We start from the raw sequence: 18,186 nt of genomic DNA, 5'->3' as shown, positions 1-18,186 counted from the left end.
CGTGCCCGGTCCGTTTCAGATATCGAGGATATTCCCCATGCCCTATGTCGCCGCCGAAAACCGCTATGAGAAAATGATCTACAACCGCTGTGGGCGGTCCGGCCTGAAGCTGCCGGCCATCTCGCTCGGGCTGTGGCACAATTTCGGTAACGACACGCCGCACAAGACCAAGCAGGCCATCGTGCGCCGCGCATTCGACCTGGGCATCACGCATTTCGACCTCGCCAACAATTACGGTCCGCCGCCCGGCTCGGCGGAGACCGCCTTCGGTGAAATCCTGCGCACCGACTTTGCCGCCTATCGCGACGAGATGATCATCTCGACCAAGGCCGGCTACGAGATGTGGGCAGGTCCCTACGGCGAATGGGGTGGCCGCAAATATGTGCTGGCCAGCCTCGACCAGAGCCTGAAGCGGACGGGGCTCGACTATGTCGATATCTTCTATTCGCATCGTTTCGACCCCGATACGCCGCTGGAGGAGACGATGGGCGCGCTCGACCATGCGGTGCGCTCGGGCAAGGCGCTGTACGCTGGCATCTCGTCCTACAATTCGCAGCGCACGCGCGAGGCGGCCGACATATTGAAGCAGCTCGGCACGCCCTGCCTCATCCATCAGCCGAGTTATTCGATGCTCAACCGCTGGGTCGAGGAGGACGGGCTGCTCGACACGCTGGAAGGGCTTGGTGTCGGCTCGATCGTGTTCTCGCCGCTGGCGCAAGGCATGCTGACCGATAAGTACCTCGGAGGCATCCCTGACGGCAGCCGGGCTAGCCAGGGCAAGTCGCTGCGGCCCGCTTTCATCAACGACAAGAGCGTCGCCAACATCCAGGCGCTGAACGCGATTGCCGGCCGCCGCGGCCAGACGCTGGCGCAGATGGCGCTGGCCTGGGTGCTGCGCAGGGGCCGGGTGACCTCGGCGCTGATCGGCGCCAGCCGGCCGGAACAGGTCGAGGATTGCGTCGGCGCCTTGAAGGCGCTCGACTTCAGTGACGCGGAACTCGCGGAAATCGATACCTATGCGCGCGAGGCCGACATCAATCTGTGGGCGGCTTCGGCGGAGCGCAAGGGCCCGCCGAGGAAGTAGCAAGCGCCGGAATACAAAGCCAGCTAAATATAAAAACGGCGGGAACATTCCCGCCGTCTTCATATGCGCTTGTTCTCAGGGCTTCTTCGCAGTGCCGGCACCAGGCTTGGGCGCAGCAGGGGCCGCCGCGGGGCCATTCATCTTTTCCTCGATCCAGCCCGTGTAGTTGGCCAGCCGCGTGTAGATGCCGTAGGCGTTCTTGTGGCCGCAGGCAGTGGTGCCGTCCGCCGGACCTTCGCCCCAGGAGACGACGCCGACCTGGACCGGACCGTCGGCGCCGGTCATGAACAGCGGGCCGCCGCTGTCGCCGTTGCAGGCGTCGCGTTCGCCGCTGGCGGTGCCGGCGCAGATCATGTTGCCGGTCAAAGGATCGGACATGTCGGCGGCAATGGCATTTGCGGCCGCGTCGATGCCCCTCGCCGAATAGCGCATGCGGCGGGCGAGATCGCTGAGCGCCGCTTTCAGGTCGCGCGCATAGATGTCCTTGATGCCGGTGTTGCAGGTCGTGTTCGGCTCGAGATCGAGGTCGGCCACCATCAGCGCCGTCGGGAACGTTCCGTCCTGCATCTTGCCCCAGCCGATGACCGTGGTCTTGCCGGACTCGGGCGTTGCCTCGCGCGCGAGTTTGATGGTCGGCGCGTCGGCCGGCTCGGCCAGCCGGATCAGGCCGATGTCACTGTCCATCGTCTGCTCGCTATAGCCTTCGTTGACGATGACTTCCGCCGCCTTGTGGCGCTTGCCTTCGCTGAGTTCGGTGGCTCCGGTCAGCACGGTGATCGCGCTTGCCGAGATCGGCTGGCCGTTGTCGACCAGGCAATGCGCCGCCGTCAGAACCCATTGCGGGGCGATCAGGCTGCCGCCGCAAAATTGCGCGTCCGGCTGCGAGGCCGGGCTATCGTCGAGCCTGTCGGTGGTCAGCAGCGCCACCTGGAACGGGTAGGCGCCTTTCTCGGCCTCCTTGCCGCCATAGACGCGATCGGCGCCGTCGGGGTTCTCGGCCTTGGCCTTGGCCCGGGCTTCCGCCACGCGCTTCATCGGCGAAACCGCAGCTTCCGGCCGGGCGGTTGCGTCGGCCGCATGAATGGCATTGACCGTCGCAAGCATTGCCATGCCGGCCAGCAATGTTGCGGCGAGCGGCCTGACGCGATGGATGATGTTCAACTGGACCTCCTGAGACGTGCGTTCCCGAACGGGCCGGCCGGGTACATGATCCGCCGCCGGGGAACCGGTTCGACGATCGGTCGTGCGCCAATCCAGATCGGCGCGTGACCGGTCATAAAGCCGAATGCCGCGTCTGCTAGTCGTGCCCGGAGCAAAGCCCGCTCAAACCCTATAGCCCCCCACGGGCTACGTGGAAGCGATTTGTCGTTGCCAATGTTGGAATATTTTAGGCAGTATATCGAAGCGGTGATTTTGGCGGGGGCCTCAATTGACCGCACGGGGCAATAGTCTGGTGTGCGCTGCCGAAGCTCGGTTTTGGCGCCACCACGATCTCGACAATATTGCTCTATCTTGATCCAGTCCTTGCTGACTTTTGGGAGAGTCTTACCGTGACAAAACTGACAAACACCATCATTGCGTCCGCATTGCTTTCCACAGCAATGTGGGCGATGCCCGCCTTGGCCGCCGATCCCGGTTCGGCGAATGAAGGCAACGGCGAAAGCATGCGCGATGCAACTTCGGGCGACTACAAGCCGGGCCGGGCCAAGCCGATCGCTACGCCGAAACTGACCGAGGACGAGGCCAGTCGCGCCGCGCCGCTCGCCGACGAGGCAATTGCGGTCAAATCCTATGGCATCGTCGGACGTTCCGCCGACGGCAAGGACATCAAGATCGATGCGAACGAGGCGCTGCGGGACCTGGTCATCAAGGAACTGAATGCGCCGGCCGACGGGCAGAAATCCGACGCGACGCCGGGTCCCCAAAATACCGCGGATCCTGGCTTGCCGGAAGGCGAGGCCGGCCGTCAGGTCTTCGGCCCGGACGATCGTGAGCAGGTCAAGAACACCAAGACCTATCCGTTCTCGGCTATCGGCTATCTCGAAGCGAAGTCGCCGAAGACCGGCAGTTTCGGCAGTTGCTCGGCGACCCTGATCGGTCCGCGCACGGTGCTCACCGGGGCGCACTGCCTCTACAGCCACGAGGATGGCGGCTGGCTCGACGAGTATCTTTTCGTGCCGGGCCTCAACGGCAGCACCGCCGACGATGCGCCGTTCGGCGCCTTCGCCTATGAGAGCGCCTATATTCTCCAGGGTTACATCGACAACTATCAGGGCTATTACGGTTCGGTGATCCCGTGGGATCTCGGCATCGTCACGCTGAAGCAGGATGTCGGCACCAATCTCGGCTGGCTGGGCTATGCCAATTATGACGATCTTGGCGACTTCACCGCCAATATCGTCGGCTATCCCGGCGACAAGCCGATGGGCACAATGTGGAAAGCAAGCTGCGAAGTGCACGCCGAAAACATCGGTACCGAGTATTTCCAGTATGATTGCGACACGTTTCCGGGGTCGAGCGGAAGCTCGGTCTATGCCTATGACAGCGGCGCAAAGCAGCGTGTCATCACCGGCGTGAACGTGGCCGAAAGCCCGGATGCGAACACCGCCGTGCGCCTGAACGCCGCCAACGTGCAATGGATCAACAGCCTGTACAAATAAGCCTCTACGGTCTGCCGCGAAACACCGGCGAGATCCATCAGAAGACCGGCGATGGGAGCGATCCCTCCGCCGGTTTTTTATGACCGGACCATGGCTGGCTAAGGCTGCTTACTTGCGTCGGCTTGCGTCGCCGATTACGCTCGGTATCATCCAAGGGGTTGGGGATATGGCGCGGGCAAGGACGATCTTCGGGATCAGGGCGATCGTGGCCGCTTCGATGCTGGCCGCGCTGACGGGCTCGGCGGTCTTTGCCGATAGCGCCGGTGCGCCGCAGGCCGGCGCCTGGGCGGAACGGGTGCAAATCCTCTACCAGAGCGACACGCGTTCGGTGCTGCGCAGGAGCGTGCGGGTCTGGGATTTCAATCCGGAAAGGAACCTCGACTTCGTCTGGGAGCCTGCGGCCGGGCAGTCGCCCGATCGGACGATCGCCGACGACGGCACCGTCAACGGCAGGGGCAGGCTGACCTGGCGGGTGCGCGGCTCGGCGAGCTACGACCCCAAGACCATCTATTCGAGCTATTTTGGCGAGGTCAGCAATGGCCGACCGGACGGGCAGGGCCGGCTGGAACTGCGCTCCGGCGAAGTGTTCGAGGGCCACTGGGTTGCCGGCAAGCTCGACGGCCAGGGTATCCATGTCGATGCCGACGGCAACCGCTACGAGGGCGCGCTCGCCGCCGGCGTGCCGAACGGCCAGGGACGCCTGCTGTCGAGCACAGGCGAAATCTTTGCCGGCTTGTTTGTCGACGGGCTGAAGAACGGCAAGGGCCGCACGCGGCTGCCGGGCGGTACCGTCTATGACTCCGACTGGGTCATGGGCAAGGAGTCCGGCGGCGCACGCCCCGACGTGCTGGCCGACGCCAGGTTGGGCGGGCTGCTCAAGGCGCAGGCCGGCGGTGGTGCCGCCGACAAGGTCGAAATCGGCGTCGCCGTCGACCAGCGCATGACCCAGCAGGCCGACATGCAGTACCAGCATCTGGTGCGCGACGAAGACATCGCGATCTACCCAGTCTCGGATGAGTACAACGACGCCTGGAACGGCACCGGGCAGATCCGTACCGGCAATGTCTACGAGGGCATGGACTGGGAGCAGGCGCCGGCCTTTGCCGAGGTCGATCTCAAGACGACCGACCAGTCCAAGGTCAAGCTCGACAGTCTCGAAATGAAGGTCGCCGCCAGCGAGGCCTACCGTAAACCGATGCTGTCGATCAGCGAGCATTTTGGCTGCGTCGGCTTCCGGCCGGATTTCTCGATCATCAACAATGGCTGGGGCGACGTGAAGGGCATGAAGATGTCGATCCAGTTCACCAGGATCGACGAAGAGTACAACCCGACCGGTGAGCCCAGCCGCGTGTTCACCAAGGACATCGGTGATTTCGCCGACGGCGCCGATGTGTCGATCAAGAGCGTCCTTGGCGAGGCCGGTGTCGACACCGCCAGCCTTGAGACGGGACGGTTCCCATGCGCGTCGGTGGATGGTCTCAATGTCTGCCGCGCCCAGCTCACCAACAAGATCAGGTTCGGCGAGGCGCTGGACTACCTCGGCACGTTCAACCAGGCGATGACGCTGAACGCGATCGGCAAGTTCGACTATTCCTGGACGGACGATCAGGGCAACGTCGTCCAGCAGAGCGAGGCGTTTCGCACGTCCATGACCATGGCCGTGTTCGAAGTTCCCGAATCGATGGCGGAATGTGGCGACGGCGGCGGCGGTTCGCCGGAAGCCATGCGCTACCAGAACGTCGAATTTCCGATCGGCAAGCACGACTACACCATTGCCATGCCGATGCGGGGCAACAAGAAGCTGAGTTCCTATACGGCGCGGCTGAAGATGTGGTCGGCGATGTCGTCGATCCACAGGTTCAGCATTGCAGCGCACTTCGCCGACGGCTCGACGCGCGAGAGCAAGCCGGTGACGTTCTTCTATTTCCGGCCGAAGGAATCGCTGTTCGAAACCAGGACCGCGCCGGCGGCCTGCTACCTGCCTGCCGATATGCAGGGGTGTTGAGTCATTTCCGCCCCATTTCAAAATAGTTCGGCAGCGGAATGAGCCTGGGAAAGATCGTGCCCTGTCCGAAGACACGCAGTTCCAGCATCGAACCCGACGACCGCTCGGCCTTCTGGTCGAACAGGAAATTACCGAGCGAATAGACCTCGGCGACGTCGCCTCCGGCAAGCGGCACGATGGCCTCGCTCGATACATGCGGGTGGCCGCCGACGATGGCCGAGACGCCTCTCAGCCGCATCTGGTCGGCGAGCAATTCCTCGCGCGCGGACGGCTCAGTCTTGTATTCGCGGCCCCAGTGGACGAAGGCGACCAGCGGACGGCTGGCGTTCGTGCTGACCAGGCGGTCGAGCAGGGCTGGGGTCAGAAGGTCGATGTTCTTCGAGCCGTTGGTGTCGATGTCGGTCAGGCCGATAAGGTCGAGATCGGCCAGCGCCAGCGCCTCGCCCTGGCCGAAATGGGGGATGCCGGCGGCAGTGAGCGCGCGAACCGTCTCGGCATAGCCCGACGGTCCGAGATCATAGGCATGGTTGTTGGCGAGGCTGACGCCGGCAACGTGCAGCCGCTTCAGCATGCTGACCGCGAGATCGGCGGGCATAGCCAGCGTCATGTCGTCGATGGCTTCCGGCACGTTGGGCAACATCACGCCTTCGAGGTTGACGATCAGCGGCCGCGATCCGGTCAAGGCGAGCACGTTGTCGACAATGCGGTCGGCGATGCCGTCGCGCAGCAGCACCTTCTTCATGGCGCGGCCGAAATTCACATCGCCGGCAAAATAATAGATCCTGTCCCTTGTCCGGGCCGGATTGTTGAAGCCGGGTCCGAAGGTGCCAAATAGGGCGACAATGTAGCTGGTGGTACGGTCGACATAGTCGGTCGTCGTTTCCTGCGAATTCTCGTTGGCGACGACCAGTGGCGCCGCGCCGAACAACGCACGTTGCAGCTTGGTCTGGACATAGAGCGCGCCGACCGAGTCGGCGTGATCTGGCTGGCGCAGCGCCGCGATACCGTCGAGCGATCCGGCAGCCAAGACATTCAGCGTCTGCTGGTCGAAGCGGCGGGCGTCGTGCTGCGGCAGATAGTGCGAAAAGTCGGTCGACTCGACGATCAGCGTGTTGTCGTCGACGATCGTCTTGAGCGCTTCCGCGAGCTTGTCCCAGTCGGCACGGCGCGCCTTGACCGACATCGCCACCGGTACAATTTTCGCCTCGGGGAAATAGTGACGCAGGAAGGGCAGCATGGCCATCACCCCATGCTCTTTGGCGAACAGGCAGGACTCCTCGACCATGTCGCCATTCGCCTCTAGCCGCTGGGTCGCCTCGGAATCGATTGCCACTGGTCCAAGCATGGTGTCGAAGCCGCGTGTCGTCGTGGCGAACAGCTTGCGCGTCTTGTGGAAATGGTCCGGCGACAGGATGACGATGCGCTTGTAGCGAAAGCCGGATGCGGCGTGAAAACCGAGCGCGACGAGATCGGCGGCCAGCAGATGATGCGGCACGGTGATGCCGGTCAGCCGCTGGTTCGAAGGTTCGACATCGGCGGCCTTGGCGATGGCATCGCGGAACAGGGTTGCGTCGTCGTAGAAGGACGGGAAGTTTGTCTCGTCGGGTGGGCAGGGCACGGGCTGCGCACGTGCAGCGCCGACCGCGGTTAGCAACAGGGCAGCAATCGCCAGCAGGCGCATACTCATGGCCCGGCCAGCACGATGTTCTCCACGCCGCCGACATAGTAAAACGGCTTCTGCCGCGACGCAGTCAGCCGCACGACCTCGCGGGATACGAAGTCGGCGAGGCCGAACAGCGTCACGCCGCTGTCGGAGGTTCTGGCCTGGCCGCGCAGGCCTGCGAGTATCGAATAGGTGAAGACGCCATGGCCGAGCTCGGGCAGTTCGGCGGCGGTGTTGTTGGCGGCGGTGGCCGAGAAGACGACGATACGCGCGTCCTGCGCGTCCTTTTCCAGGCGCGGGTTAAAGGCGTTGGCGGCGTGGCAGGTGTCGAGCAGCATGAAGCGCATGCCCTTGGCCCGTTCGACCGATTTCTGGATGTCCGCCCAGTCGACGAGCGAGGAGCGCTTCCAGCGCTCGGCGTCCTGTTTGCGGCCGTCGGTGGGGATGAAATAGTAGTCCTCGTCGATGTTGATGCCGTGGCCGGCGACAAAGACGATGGTGGTGTCGTTCTCGCCGGGTCTGTCGAGGAAGTCGGCGAGCTGGTCGTCGATTGTGTCGGCGTCGGGTTCCAGAATCTGGTCGGCGCTGGCGACCTGGTATACGCCTTCGGTGCTGCCGGGTGCTTCGTCCAGAGCTTCGCGGTTGACCATCACCAGCGTTTCCATGGACGAGAACAGCGGCGCGGATTTCTGCGCGATCACCTTGAGGAATTCCGTCGCATCGTCGACGGGGTAGCGCAGGTCGCAGGCGCGGCCGGCACAGGCGTCCGTGAGGAAGGGATATTTGTCGACGCCGATGACGGCGACATAGAGCTTGCCCTTGTTCGCTTTCTTCTCGGCCTTCCTGGCCAGCGCTGTCACACTGCGCTCGGTCAGATAGCCGAATTCATTGGTGCCGGTGATGCGGATGGTGTTCTCGCCATCCTCGACCGGCACCTCGACAATGGTGCTCTTGCCGCCATCGACCGAGCGCGTGGTGACGTCGCCGACATTGCGGCTGTTCGACAGGATCGAGAAACCGGCGATTTCGGCGCCTGCCTCGCTGGCGCCGGTGATCTCGACGGCGACGTAGCCGTCGCGGACATTGCCCTGGTCGGCGGCGAGACGGATGCCGAATTCTGGTGGCTTGCGCCGCAGCAGCTTTTCCAGCTCGCGGTCGACGCCCGGCCGCATCTCCTCGACCGCCTGCTCGGCGCTGCGCAAGATGATAGCGCGGCGCACCATCTCCGGGCTCCAGAGATATTTCTTCAACTGACCGGCGCTGATGAAGCGGCCTTCATGGTCGCGACCCTGGTTGACCTGCCAGCCGATCAGCCTGTCGCCGTCGCCGGACGAATAGTAGTAGCCCTGCGGCATCCAGACGATCCACTCGGAGCCGGCAAAGAACATCGAGACGATCAGCCTGTGCGTCTTCAGGTTCCATAGGCGCAAGGTCTGGTCGGCGCTGCCGGTGACCAGCAGGCCAGCGTCCTCCGAGACAGCCATGGCGTTGATCTCGCCGGCATGCCCGGTGAATTCGCCTGACACACGCGCGGTGGCGGTCTTGTATTCGAGCAGCGTGCCGTCATTGCCGCCGGTGATCAGGCCAAGCCCGTTGTCGATCAGGGTATAGGCCGAATGGACAAAGCCGTTGGTGGCGTCGTTCTCGATCGTGCGCACAATCTTGCCGGCATTGGCGATCTCCAGCACGGCATTTTCCAAATCGTCCTTGCCGCCCGGTGCGGTGCGCAGCGACCATTGGCCATCGGTCAAAGCCGCGCGGGTATAGGTTCCCGGATCCGTCAGCGCTTGCGGGTCGTCGAAGAAGCGCTCCGCTGTCGGCAGCGCCAGCGATTCGTCGAGCCTGCCATTGAGTTCCGGACAGGAGACGCGCTCGGGGCAGGGATTGGCATTACCCCAGGCAACAACGCCGTTGGCAGTATCGATGCCGACCGCCATAACCGGCTTGCCGACGCCTTGCAGCAGCACCTTGTGCTCACCGGTCATCGGGTTCCAGACCTGGATAGCGTTGCGGCTGCCGCCAGCTGTCGCCACCAGCGAGCCGTCGGCATAGGCCGTGCTGGCAAAGACGGTGCCGTCGTGCCCGCTGTACTGGAGCACCTCGACGCCGGTCTCGGCATTCCAGATGAGCGTGCGATGCCTGTCGGCGCAGCGATAGCCGCAGGACGCGACCAGAAGCGATCCCGAAGCGAAGGTCAGCGCGCCGATCTGGAAATCCTGCTTCGGCATGGCGCGGACAAACTTGCCGTCGCTTGCCTGCCAGAGCTGGACCAGCCCATCCTTCCCGCCGGTGGCGAACAATTTGCCATCCAGCGACACGGCAAGCGCGGTGACGCTTGTTTCCCTGAGCGGCTCGGCCTCGCTGGAAAGGGCGACCTCTTCGGCCTTCGCCACATCCCAGAGTCGGATGCCGTTGTCCGTAGTGACCGCGGCAATGCGCGTTCCCGAGGCGGCGAAGGCGAGCTTGTCGATATGCCAGGAATCGGCGTCGAGCTTGTCGCCCAGCGTCCAGCCGGTCGCGGACTTGTCGTCCAGCCGCCACAGATAGACGACCCCATCAGCGCCGCCGGCGGCGAGCGTACCGCCATCCGGTGAGAAGGCGATGTCGTAGATCGCATAGTCCGCGGCCTTCAGCACGGCCTTCATCTTGCCGGTCGGTACATCGAACAGCCTGATGTCGCCGTAAGGTGGTTTGTCGCCGAGGCTGGCGCCGAAATACCCGGCGGCGGCGATCGTCTTGCCGTCGGGTGAAACCGCGACCGCGAACACCTTGCCGTCACTGCCCTGGCCGAGATAGCCGCGGATGATGCGCAGCGTCACCCCGCTCTGCCAGTCCCAGACGCGAATGGTCTTGTCGTTCGAGGCCGAGACCAGCTTCTGGCCGTCCGGTGTGAAGGCAAGGTCGTTGACTTGCGCGCTATGCCCGCCGGTGTTGAGGTCGAGATGGAAATCCAGCGCCTCCTCTGCCCGCACGACAGATGCCATGACCAGGGCGCCGGTGACGGTCAACCAGCGGAGGCCACGCAGGAGCAATGAGCGGCCCGCCATGATGTCCTGCTTCTATTGAGCTGGAGCCGAGGGCGGCTGCCCAAGGCGCACATAGGTCTCGATCGGCAAGGCGAAGGTTGAGGAGCCGGCCTTGCGCTGCTTGTCTACATAGCCGGCAAAGTAACTCCAGAAGGAAACGGCATAGTCGCGGAAATAGGCGTCGGCCACTTTTTGCGAACAGAGCTTGCCTTCGACGCAGAAGGACAGGCGGTTGAGGAAATAGACGACGCGGTCGAAGTGATCGCTGAAGTCGGCCAGCGGCATGTCGCCGCCTTCCGCAGTCATCGCCTCGATGCCGATGCGCTGCCTGAACACCTGTTCCTCGGTCGGCGTCGGATTGGCGCTGAGCAGCTTGTCGTATTTGGCGTTGAGCGCCGCCAGGCGGTCCTTCAGCGCGCGCTGCGCCTGCTGGTAATCCTTGGTCTCCCAAAGCTCGACGAGCGCCATCGTCTGCTCGACGCGTTTCTGGTCCTGGTTGGCCAGGAACTGGTAGATCGAGAACATCAGCGTGAAGATGATCGCGAGGCGCACCAGCAATCCGGACCAGGCATAGACCAGCATGCGCCAGTCGCGATCGGTGAAGGGGTTCGCCTCCTTCTTGATCTCGTGACTGCTCGGCCAGGGGAAACCCTCCGTCGTCTCCGGCAGCGTGGCCGCCTTCCCGGCTGCTGCCGGCACCGGTGCCGGTGCCATCTGTTGTATCGTCTTGCCCCCCGGCTTTTTCATCGGCAGCTGTCCAGGTCGATGGTGGCCGACGGGTCGAGCACGATGCCCGGCGCCTCGAGCTTCTCCTTCAGGCAGTCGAGCTGCAGGCGCGAAATCAGGAACTGCACGTCCGGCTCGGCGGGCGCCTTGTTGGGCGACGGCAGGGCCTCGACCACGCCGCGCGAGCCGCAATTCGAGAGATCGACGACGATGGCTTCGCTGCTTGTCTTGGCGAACTGGTCGTACTGGTCGAGAAAGCAGCCTGCCAGCTCGGAATTGGTGACGATCTGCTTGGCACAAAGGCCGCAGGCCTCGTCCGCCGAGGCGTGGCCAAGCAACAGTCCGGCTAGGAAAAGCCCGGCTACGGCGCCACGCCAGGAAAGCATCATGATATTCACGAACGTCCTCATCCTTCTCGTCCGGCCGCGCCAGAATGTTCACATACCAGGCCGACGGCAAGAGGCCAGGCAACGATGCCGGCAAGACTCTTGCAGCGGCTACCGGTCAAGTGTGCGGCACCGTCTCCATCGGGAAGATCATCACCGCGCCCTTCGGTCCGCTCTTGTCGCCAAGTTTCATTACCGAGCGTGTCGCCGGCGCCGTGCCGATGTCGGCCAGCATGTCGGAGAAGCCCGACCCGCCGACCGCGCGCGTCGCCGAAGGAACGCCGTCCTGCGCCAGGAAGGCCAGATCCTCCTTCTCGCTCTGCGGCGGCGCTTCGGTCAGCACCGCGATCATCCGCTCCATGCCGAAGCTGGTGTCGGTGAAGGCAAGCAGGCCTTCCTTCAGCCCGGCGTCGGGCGAGCCGTTGGCGGGCGCCAGCCGCTCGGCGACGATATGGGTGATCGAATAGTCGCTGCCAACATATAGCACGTTGATGTCGACATATTTGTCGGAATCGTTCCTGGCCTTGATATGCACCTCGTCGCCGGGTGAGACACGCGGCACCGTCGAGGCCTGCAGAGGTTCCAGCGCGTCGCCGTCGCGGCGCCTGATCTGGAATTCGACGCTGACTTCTTCCGGCCGGTAGTCGGAAGCGGCCGCCAGCCGCGACAGCCCGGTGGCGCGGAAGATCGTCGTCAGGTTCTTTGCCGTCGCCTCAGCCAGCTTTGCCTGCTCGTCGGGATGGATGATGATTAGTGGCGGCCTGCCGCCATCCGTCAGCGTCACGTCGCCGGAAGCCGGCAGGAACCACAGAGCCGGCTTGTCGCTGGCATCGGCCGCAGCCCCGGCGATGGCGTTCTCGCGTAGCACGGCGAGCCTCAGATCGGCGCTCTTGCCGGGCTCGACCAGCTCTACATGGAAGCCCGATTTGTCCCGGGCCGCCAGTTCGTCCAGAACCGCATTGACCAGCGCGGTCTCCTTGTCGAGGCCCGCGATCGCTGCCGGTCGCGCCACCACCAATCTGTAGTCGACGGCGAGTTCAGCGAGGCGCGCATAGGCGTTGGCGGGGATGTCGGCCAGCTTCAGCGCCGGCTTGCCGTCGAACTCGACCGGCTTGATGCGGCTCTCCAGGTTCTTGGCCGATTGCACCTCGACATAGCCGAGCGCGTCGGAAAGCTGCGACAGCGCCGAAGGCAAGATGGCGAGCTTGCTGCCGGGAGTAAGGCGCTGCAGCAGCCCGGCGCCAATCGTCGCCTGATCGTCCTTGACGACCAGAGGCCATTGCATGACGGCGTCAGTCTTGTCGGTGCCGAAGACGCGGGCGTCGAGCTCGCCTTCGAACAGCGGTGTCGGCCGGGTGCGGCTGTCGGCCGAATATTGCTGCAGCACGGCCTGGCCGAGCTGGCGGTAGGTGACGTTGGGGTTCTCCGCCAGCTTGGACAGGATGGTGAAGGTGAACAGCCCAAAGCGCGGTGCATCCGCGGTGCCCTTGGGCAGCGGCATCTCCGGCGTCGTCTCGACGGTTTGCGCGGCATAGAAGGCGACCAGCTTGCCCTTGGTGACCGGCTCGCCGCCGGTCGGCTTCAGGTTGAAGGCGGGTTTGCGCTGGCCGTTCTCGTCGAGACCGCGCGAGGCCGTCGCCGTGATGTCGTCATAGAGCTTCACGGCTGCCGTCCTGTCGGCCTCGCTGCCGCCGACCAGATCGGCGAACTCGACCTTGCGTTCCAGCTCGTCATCGACCTCAGCGGCCCGGGTAGCCGTGCCGGAATGGCAGCAATCGAAGACCACCCAGACGAAGGCGCCCTTGTCGCGGATGGCGTCGAGTGCCGTGCCGATCTCGTTGTCGATCAGCGCATTGGGCACGCCGGCATCGCGGTTGACCCATTTGTCTATGTCGACGGGAAGGAAGATCTCGTCGAGGCCGTCGGTCTCGTTGCCCTTCTTCGCCTCGGGCTGCTGCGCGCCATGGCCGGACAGATGCAGGTAGACAAAATCGTCGCGCTGCACCCTGGCGGCAAGGTCGGCAAGTGCCGCCTTGATCGCCGCATGCGTCGGCAGGCCGTTGGCGCCGTCGACATCCTTGCCCAGCAGCGTGATGTTTTCCGGGGCGAACTTCACCGGAGCGAGCGTGTTCTTCAACAGATAGTCGCGCACCAGGCCGGCATCGTTCTTCGGCCCGATCAGCCAGTGCTTCTTCGGCAGGTTTGGATAGTCGGTGCAAGCGACCAGCAGCGCATGGTAGGTGCGTCCGGCGGCAAGGGTGCGGAACGACAGCGTACCGGCAAGTGTCAGCGCGGACGCGCCGACAAGCAGCGTCCTGCGTGTCAAGCTGATCATCAATGCTTCCCCAAGCCCGATCGTATTTCCAAGCGCGGCAATCCTCGTCGAGGATCTTGTCAGTATTTTGAATGCTGCCGGGGCAGTCAACCGGCGATTGCGAGTGCAGCGGCCTGGACCATCTCGTGCAATCGGGCGATCCGGCAGTCATGGCCTTGATGGAGATGACGGAAACAGTGGCAAAAAGGCCGATTCGTCGCTATCTCAGTGGAATTGAGACCGCCCGCATGCGGAAATGACGTGCGAGCGGCAAGGAATGATTGGAAGCAGGACCATGGCGGCAAGGGATGTGCTGACGAAGAACCAGCTGTGCGTGCTCGAAAAACTCGAGGCCGCCAGCGGGCCGCTCAGCGCCTATACGCTGCTCGACCAGCTTCGCGAGCGCGGTTTTCGCGCGCCGCTGCAGGTCTACCGGGCGCTCGACACGCTGGTGAAGTCCGGTTTCGTGCACAGGCTGGAAAGCCTCAACTCCTTCGTCGCCTGCGCCGAGCCGCACGACCACAGCCATTCGATGACCGCTTTCGCTATCTGCGACACATGCGGCCAGGTGACCGAAATGTCCGACCACGATGTCGACCATCGGCTCGACGAATGGGTGCGCTCGACCGGCTTCGCCGCCAAGAAGGCGGTAATCGAGTTCCGTGGGACGTGTGCCAAGTGCTTGGCCGAAGCGGCTTAGCGGGCAGTCGACCAAGCGAACCAGAATGCTACCAGCGCCAGCAGGGCGGAAAGCAGCCGTCGGCTGAAACGCTCCCGCCGGGGGGCGTTGAGGAACGGCTCCAGCGATCCCGCCAGCACAACAATCATTCCATGTATTCCAGTCGCGATAGCCACATAGACCGTGGTGAGCAGGACAGTCTGGGCGAGGATCGGCCGCCCGGCGTCGACGAAGGTCGGTAGCACGGCGACATAGAAGATCGCTGCCTTGGGATTGAGAAGGTTGGTGACGAGACCGCGGGTGAAATATCGACCATTCGCGCCGCCGCCAGCTGAAGCCACGTCTGTCCCGGCGGTCCAGCCTTCCCAGGCAAGGTAGAGCAGGAACAACACTCCAGCCCAGCGAAGCCCTTCATAGAGGAACCGGGACGCCTGGATCAGTTCGGCGACGCCGAAAGCGGCAATCCCGCCGATGACGGCAAGGCCCAAGGCAATGCCCGCGACCGTAGCGAAGCCGGCGCGCCGACCGTCGCTGGCGGAAACCAGCGCCAAATAGGTCATGTTCGGTCCGGGCGTCAATTCGATCAGCAGGCATGCGAGCGCAAAGGAAAGGAACGTGCCCGTCGAAAGCGGCAGGACGCCGCTCACCTTAATGCGCCTCGTCCCAGTTGTTGGCGGCCCGCGCATCGACATGCAGCGGCACCGACATCGAGACCGCCGGCATCGGCGCGTTCTCCATCACCCGGCGCACGACCGGGATCGTCGCCTCGACTTCCGCCTCCACCGTCTCGAAGATCAGTTCGTCATGCACCTGCAGCAGCATGCGGGCGGAAAGCCCTGCCTTCTCCACCGCCTCGTCCATATGCACCATGGCGCGGCGGATGATATCGGCGGCGGTGCCCTGCAACCTGGCATTGATCGAGGCGCGCTCGTTGAAGGCGCGGATCGAAGGATTCGACGATCGGATCTCCGGGTAATGGATGCGGCGGCCGAAGATGGTTTCGACGAAACCATGTTCGCGGGCATAGGCCTTGGTCGCCTCGATGTAGTCGCGGATGCCGGGGAAGCGCTCGAAATACTTCTTGATGTAGGCGCCGGCTTCCTCGCGCGGGATCGACAGCTGGTTGGCCAAACCAAAGGCCGAAATGCCGTAGATGATGCCGAAATTGATCGCCTTGGCGCGGCGGCGCACTTCCGAAGGCATGCCTTCCACCGGCACATTGAACATTTCCGAGGCGGTGATGGCGTGGATGTCGGCGCCGTCGGCGAAGGCCTGCGTCAGTTGCGGGATCTCGGCGACATGGGCAAGCACGCGCAGCTCGATCTGGCTGTAGTCGGCCGAGACCAGCTTGTGGCCCTTGTCGGCGATGAAGGCGGTCCTGATCTTGCGCCCCTCGGCGGTGCGCACCGGTATGTTCTGCAGATTGGGGTCGGAGGAGGACAGCCGGCCTGTGGTCGTCGCGGCGAGCGCGTAGGAGGTGTGCACGCGCCTTGTATCGGGATGGATGAAGCCGGGCAACGCGTCGGTGTAGGTCGACTTCAGCTTGGTGAGCTGGCGCCAGTCGACGATCTTGCGCGGCAATTCGTGGCCTTCGGCGGCGAGGTCTTCCAGCAATTGCGCCGAGGTCGACCATTGGCCGGTCTTGGTCTTCGAGCCGCCGGGCAGCCCCATGCGTCCGAACAATATGTCGCCCAGCTGTTTCGGCGAACCGATGTTGATGCGCTCGCCGACGAGGCCGTAGATTTCCTCCTCCAGTCGTGCCGCACCCTGCGCCAGCTCACCGGAGAGCCGCGACAGGATCTGGCGGTCGACCGAGATGCCGCGCTGTTCCATCCTGGCCAGCACCGGCACCAGCGGCCGCTCCAGCCGTTCATACACCGAAACCAGCCCCTTGGCGGCGAGCCGAGGCTTCAGCACCTGCCACAGCCGAAACGCGACATCGGCGTGGCCGGCGGCGTAGGCCGTCGCCCTGTCTATGTCGACCTGCTCGAAGCCGACCGAGCTTCTTCCGGAACCTGCGAGATCCTTGAGCGGGGTCGTTGCGTGGCCGAGCCATTTGTCGGAAAGAGCCGACAGAGTGTGGTGGCCGGTGCCGGCGTCGAGCACGTAGGAAATCAGCATGGTGTCGTCGAAGGGCGCGACGTCGACGCCATGGCGGCTCATGACGACGATGTCGTATTTCACGTCCTGCACGATCTTGAGGACCGATCGGTCCTCAAGCAGGGGTTTCAGCAGCGCCAGCGCCTCGCGGATGGGGACCTGGTTATCCAGCATTCCGCCGCCGAGCAGGTCGCCGGCTCCGCTCTTGTGGGCGAGCGGCACATAGGCGGCGCGGCCAGGTGCAATTGCCATCGAAAAACCGATGAGATCGGCGAGCATCGGGTCGGACGAGGTCGTCTCGGTGTCGAAGGCGACGATGCCGGTCTCTCTCGCCTCAGCCAGCCAGGCCTTCAGTGTCGCGATATCGCGGATCGTGACATAGGCCCCGGCGTCGATCTTCGCGGCAGAAGCCGATTCGAGGCGAAGGGCGGCAAGCAGGGAAGGGGTATCGCCTGCCTTGGCCGCTTCCGCCTTAGCTGCAGCAGCCCCGGCTTCGTTCGTCGCGGTGCTGGCCGCGCTTGGGGCAGTTGCCGGTGCGCCGGCGCCGACATCGGGACCATGCGCGGTATCGGCGCGCTCGACGGTGACGGCGACGGCCTGGACATCGCCGGCCTCGGTGCCGGTCGCTTCAGCCACGCGGCGGGTCAGCGAGGTGAATTCCATCGTCTTGAGGAAGCCGATCAGCTTCGGCCCGTCGGGCGCATGCAGCACGAAATCGTCGAGCCCTTCGGCCACCGGCACGTCGTTCTTCAGCGTCACCAGCTGGCGCGAAATGCGCGCCTTGTCGGCGTTGGCGATGATGGATTCCCGCCTTTTGTCCTGCTTGATCTCGCCGGCGCGCTCGAGCAGCCCGTCGAGGTTGCCGAACTGTTCCAGCAATTGCGCGGCCGTCTTCGGTCCGATGCCGGGCACGCCCGGCACGTTGTCGACAGAGTCGCCGGTCAAGGCCTGCAGATCGATCATCTTTTCCGGCGGCACGCCCCATTTCTCGATCACCTCGGGAATGCCGATCTGGCGGTCCTTCATCGGGTCGTACATGCCGACCGTGTCGCCAACCAGCTGCATCAGATCCTTGTCGGAGGAGATGATCGTGGTGTCGCCGCCGGCCTCACAGGCAAGCTTGCAATAGGTGGCGATGAGGTCGTCGGCCTCAAAACCTTCCATCTCGATGCAAGGCAGGTTGAAGGCCTTGGTCGCCTGGCGGATGAGGCCGAATTGCGGGATCAGGTCTTCGGGCGGGGCCGAGCGGTTGGCCTTGTATTCAGGGTAGAGCTCATTGCGGAAGGTTTTTGACGAATAGTCGAAGATGACGGCGAAATGCGTCGGCACCACACCGACATCGGTGTTGCGGGCGTCCTGCATCAGCTTCCACAGCATGTTGCAGAAGCCGGAAACGGCGCCGACCGGCAGACCGTCCGATTTGCGGGTCAGCGGCGGCAGCGCGTGATAGGCGCGAAAAATGTAGCCGGAGCCGTCGATAAGGAAGAGATGATCGCCTTTTTTCATGCCGGCAGGGATAGCGCGGCGCGGCTGCGCGGTCCAT

General features: G+C 64.0%; 12 protein-coding genes. 4 read left to right on the top strand and 8 right to left on the bottom strand.

What is annotated here, in order from left to right; genetic code table 11:
• Window positions 1-37: 37 nt before the first annotated feature.
• On the top strand, window positions 38-1,084 hold the full coding sequence (mgrA, locus tag A6B35_RS29125; protein ID WP_040582139.1) for an L-glyceraldehyde 3-phosphate reductase: 1,047 nt from the start codon (window positions 38-40) through the stop codon (window positions 1,082-1,084).
• Between the two features lie 75 nt (window positions 1,085-1,159).
• Here mgrA and A6B35_RS29120 read toward each other — a convergent pair whose 3' ends face one another.
• The gene (locus tag A6B35_RS29120) at window positions 1,160-2,245 is read right to left on the bottom strand and encodes a S1 family serine peptidase (protein ID WP_006200440.1); all 1,086 of its coding nucleotides are present in this window, start codon (window positions 2,243-2,245) and stop codon (window positions 1,160-1,162) included.
• A 389-nt stretch (window positions 2,246-2,634) separates the two neighbouring features.
• Here A6B35_RS29120 and A6B35_RS29115 point away from each other — a divergent pair, with 389 nt between their 5' ends.
• Window positions 2,635-3,744, top strand: a complete 1,110-nt coding sequence (locus A6B35_RS29115; protein WP_006200439.1) for a trypsin-like serine peptidase — start codon at window positions 2,635-2,637, stop codon at window positions 3,742-3,744.
• Window positions 3,745-3,910: 166 nt separating this feature from the next.
• Window positions 3,911-5,749, top strand: a complete 1,839-nt coding sequence (locus A6B35_RS29110) for an MORN repeat-containing protein (RefSeq protein ID WP_006200438.1) — start codon at window positions 3,911-3,913, stop codon at window positions 5,747-5,749.
• A gap of 1 nt (window position 5,750) precedes the next feature.
• Here A6B35_RS29110 and amrB read toward each other — a convergent pair whose 3' ends face one another.
• The 5 genes from amrB to A6B35_RS29085 form a co-directional block, all read right to left on the bottom strand.
• The gene (gene amrB / locus A6B35_RS29105; RefSeq protein WP_006200437.1) at window positions 5,751-7,436 is read right to left on the bottom strand and encodes an AmmeMemoRadiSam system protein B; all 1,686 of its coding nucleotides are present in this window, start codon (window positions 7,434-7,436) and stop codon (window positions 5,751-5,753) included.
• The gene (locus A6B35_RS29100) at window positions 7,433-10,459 is read right to left on the bottom strand and encodes a caspase family protein (protein ID WP_006200436.1); all 3,027 of its coding nucleotides are present in this window, start codon (window positions 10,457-10,459) and stop codon (window positions 7,433-7,435) included. Before A6B35_RS29100 ends, amrB begins: the two co-directional genes overlap by 4 nt.
• Before the next feature lie 12 nt (window positions 10,460-10,471).
• Window positions 10,472-11,185 carry a DUF4760 domain-containing protein gene (locus A6B35_RS29095; protein ID WP_006200435.1) on the bottom strand — a complete coding sequence of 238 codons (714 nt, stop codon included), beginning with the start codon at window positions 11,183-11,185 and terminating at the stop codon, window positions 10,472-10,474.
• Window positions 11,182-11,553 (bottom strand): hypothetical protein, encoded by a 372-nt coding sequence (locus tag A6B35_RS29090; RefSeq protein ID WP_040582137.1) that lies wholly within the window; start codon window positions 11,551-11,553, stop codon window positions 11,182-11,184. Before A6B35_RS29090 ends, A6B35_RS29095 begins: the two co-directional genes overlap by 4 nt.
• Window positions 11,554-11,668: 115 nt before the next feature.
• The gene (locus tag A6B35_RS29085) at window positions 11,669-13,885 is read right to left on the bottom strand and encodes a caspase family protein (RefSeq protein ID WP_006200433.1); all 2,217 of its coding nucleotides are present in this window, start codon (window positions 13,883-13,885) and stop codon (window positions 11,669-11,671) included.
• Window positions 13,886-14,159: 274 nt separating this feature from the next.
• On the opposite strand from A6B35_RS29085, the gene A6B35_RS29080 reads away from it, so the two are divergent.
• A complete protein-coding gene (locus A6B35_RS29080; protein ID WP_006200431.1) occupies window positions 14,160-14,564 on the top strand; it encodes a Fur family transcriptional regulator in 405 nt (134 codons plus the stop codon).
• Here the strand turns inward: A6B35_RS29080 and A6B35_RS29075 are convergent.
• Together A6B35_RS29075 and polA are read right to left on the bottom strand one after the other, a co-directional pair.
• Window positions 14,561-15,190, bottom strand: a complete 630-nt coding sequence (locus A6B35_RS29075) for a LysE family translocator (protein ID WP_006200430.1) — start codon at window positions 15,188-15,190, stop codon at window positions 14,561-14,563. The genes A6B35_RS29080 and A6B35_RS29075 overlap by 4 nt on opposite strands.
• A gap of 1 nt (window position 15,191) precedes the next feature.
• On the bottom strand, window positions 15,192-18,149 hold the full coding sequence (gene polA, locus A6B35_RS29070) for a DNA polymerase I (protein ID WP_006200429.1): 2,958 nt from the start codon (window positions 18,147-18,149) through the stop codon (window positions 15,192-15,194).
• Window positions 18,150-18,186: the final 37 nt, after the last annotated feature.

Source organism: Mesorhizobium amorphae CCNWGS0123, from assembly GCF_001686985.1.
Lineage (GTDB): Bacteria > Pseudomonadota > Alphaproteobacteria > Rhizobiales > Rhizobiaceae > Mesorhizobium > Mesorhizobium amorphae.
This window is presented reverse-complemented; position numbering and strand designations above follow the sequence as displayed.

Excerpts from the sequence above, each read along its gene's own strand:
- mgrA (WP_040582139.1), top strand. The coding sequence starts at position 38 with ATGCCCTATGTCGCCGCCGAAAACCGCTATGAGAAAATGATCTACAAC.
- A6B35_RS29110 (WP_006200438.1), top strand. The coding sequence starts at position 3,911 with ATGGCGCGGGCAAGGACGATCTTCGGGATCAGGGCGATCGTGGCCGCT.
- amrB (WP_006200437.1), bottom strand. The coding sequence starts at position 7,436 with ATGAGTATGCGCCTGCTGGCGATTGCTGCCCTGTTGCTAACCGCGGTC.
- A6B35_RS29100 (WP_006200436.1), bottom strand. The coding sequence starts at position 10,459 with ATGGCGGGCCGCTCATTGCTCCTGCGTGGCCTCCGCTGGTTGACCGTC.
- A6B35_RS29095 (WP_006200435.1), bottom strand. The coding sequence starts at position 11,185 with ATGAAAAAGCCGGGGGGCAAGACGATACAACAGATGGCACCGGCACCG.
- A6B35_RS29090 (WP_040582137.1), bottom strand. The coding sequence starts at position 11,553 with ATGATGCTTTCCTGGCGTGGCGCCGTAGCCGGGCTTTTCCTAGCCGGA.
- A6B35_RS29085 (WP_006200433.1), bottom strand. The coding sequence starts at position 13,885 with ATGATCAGCTTGACACGCAGGACGCTGCTTGTCGGCGCGTCCGCGCTG.
- A6B35_RS29080 (WP_006200431.1), top strand. The coding sequence starts at position 14,160 with ATGGCGGCAAGGGATGTGCTGACGAAGAACCAGCTGTGCGTGCTCGAA.
- polA (WP_006200429.1), bottom strand. The coding sequence starts at position 18,149 with ATGAAAAAAGGCGATCATCTCTTCCTTATCGACGGCTCCGGCTACATT.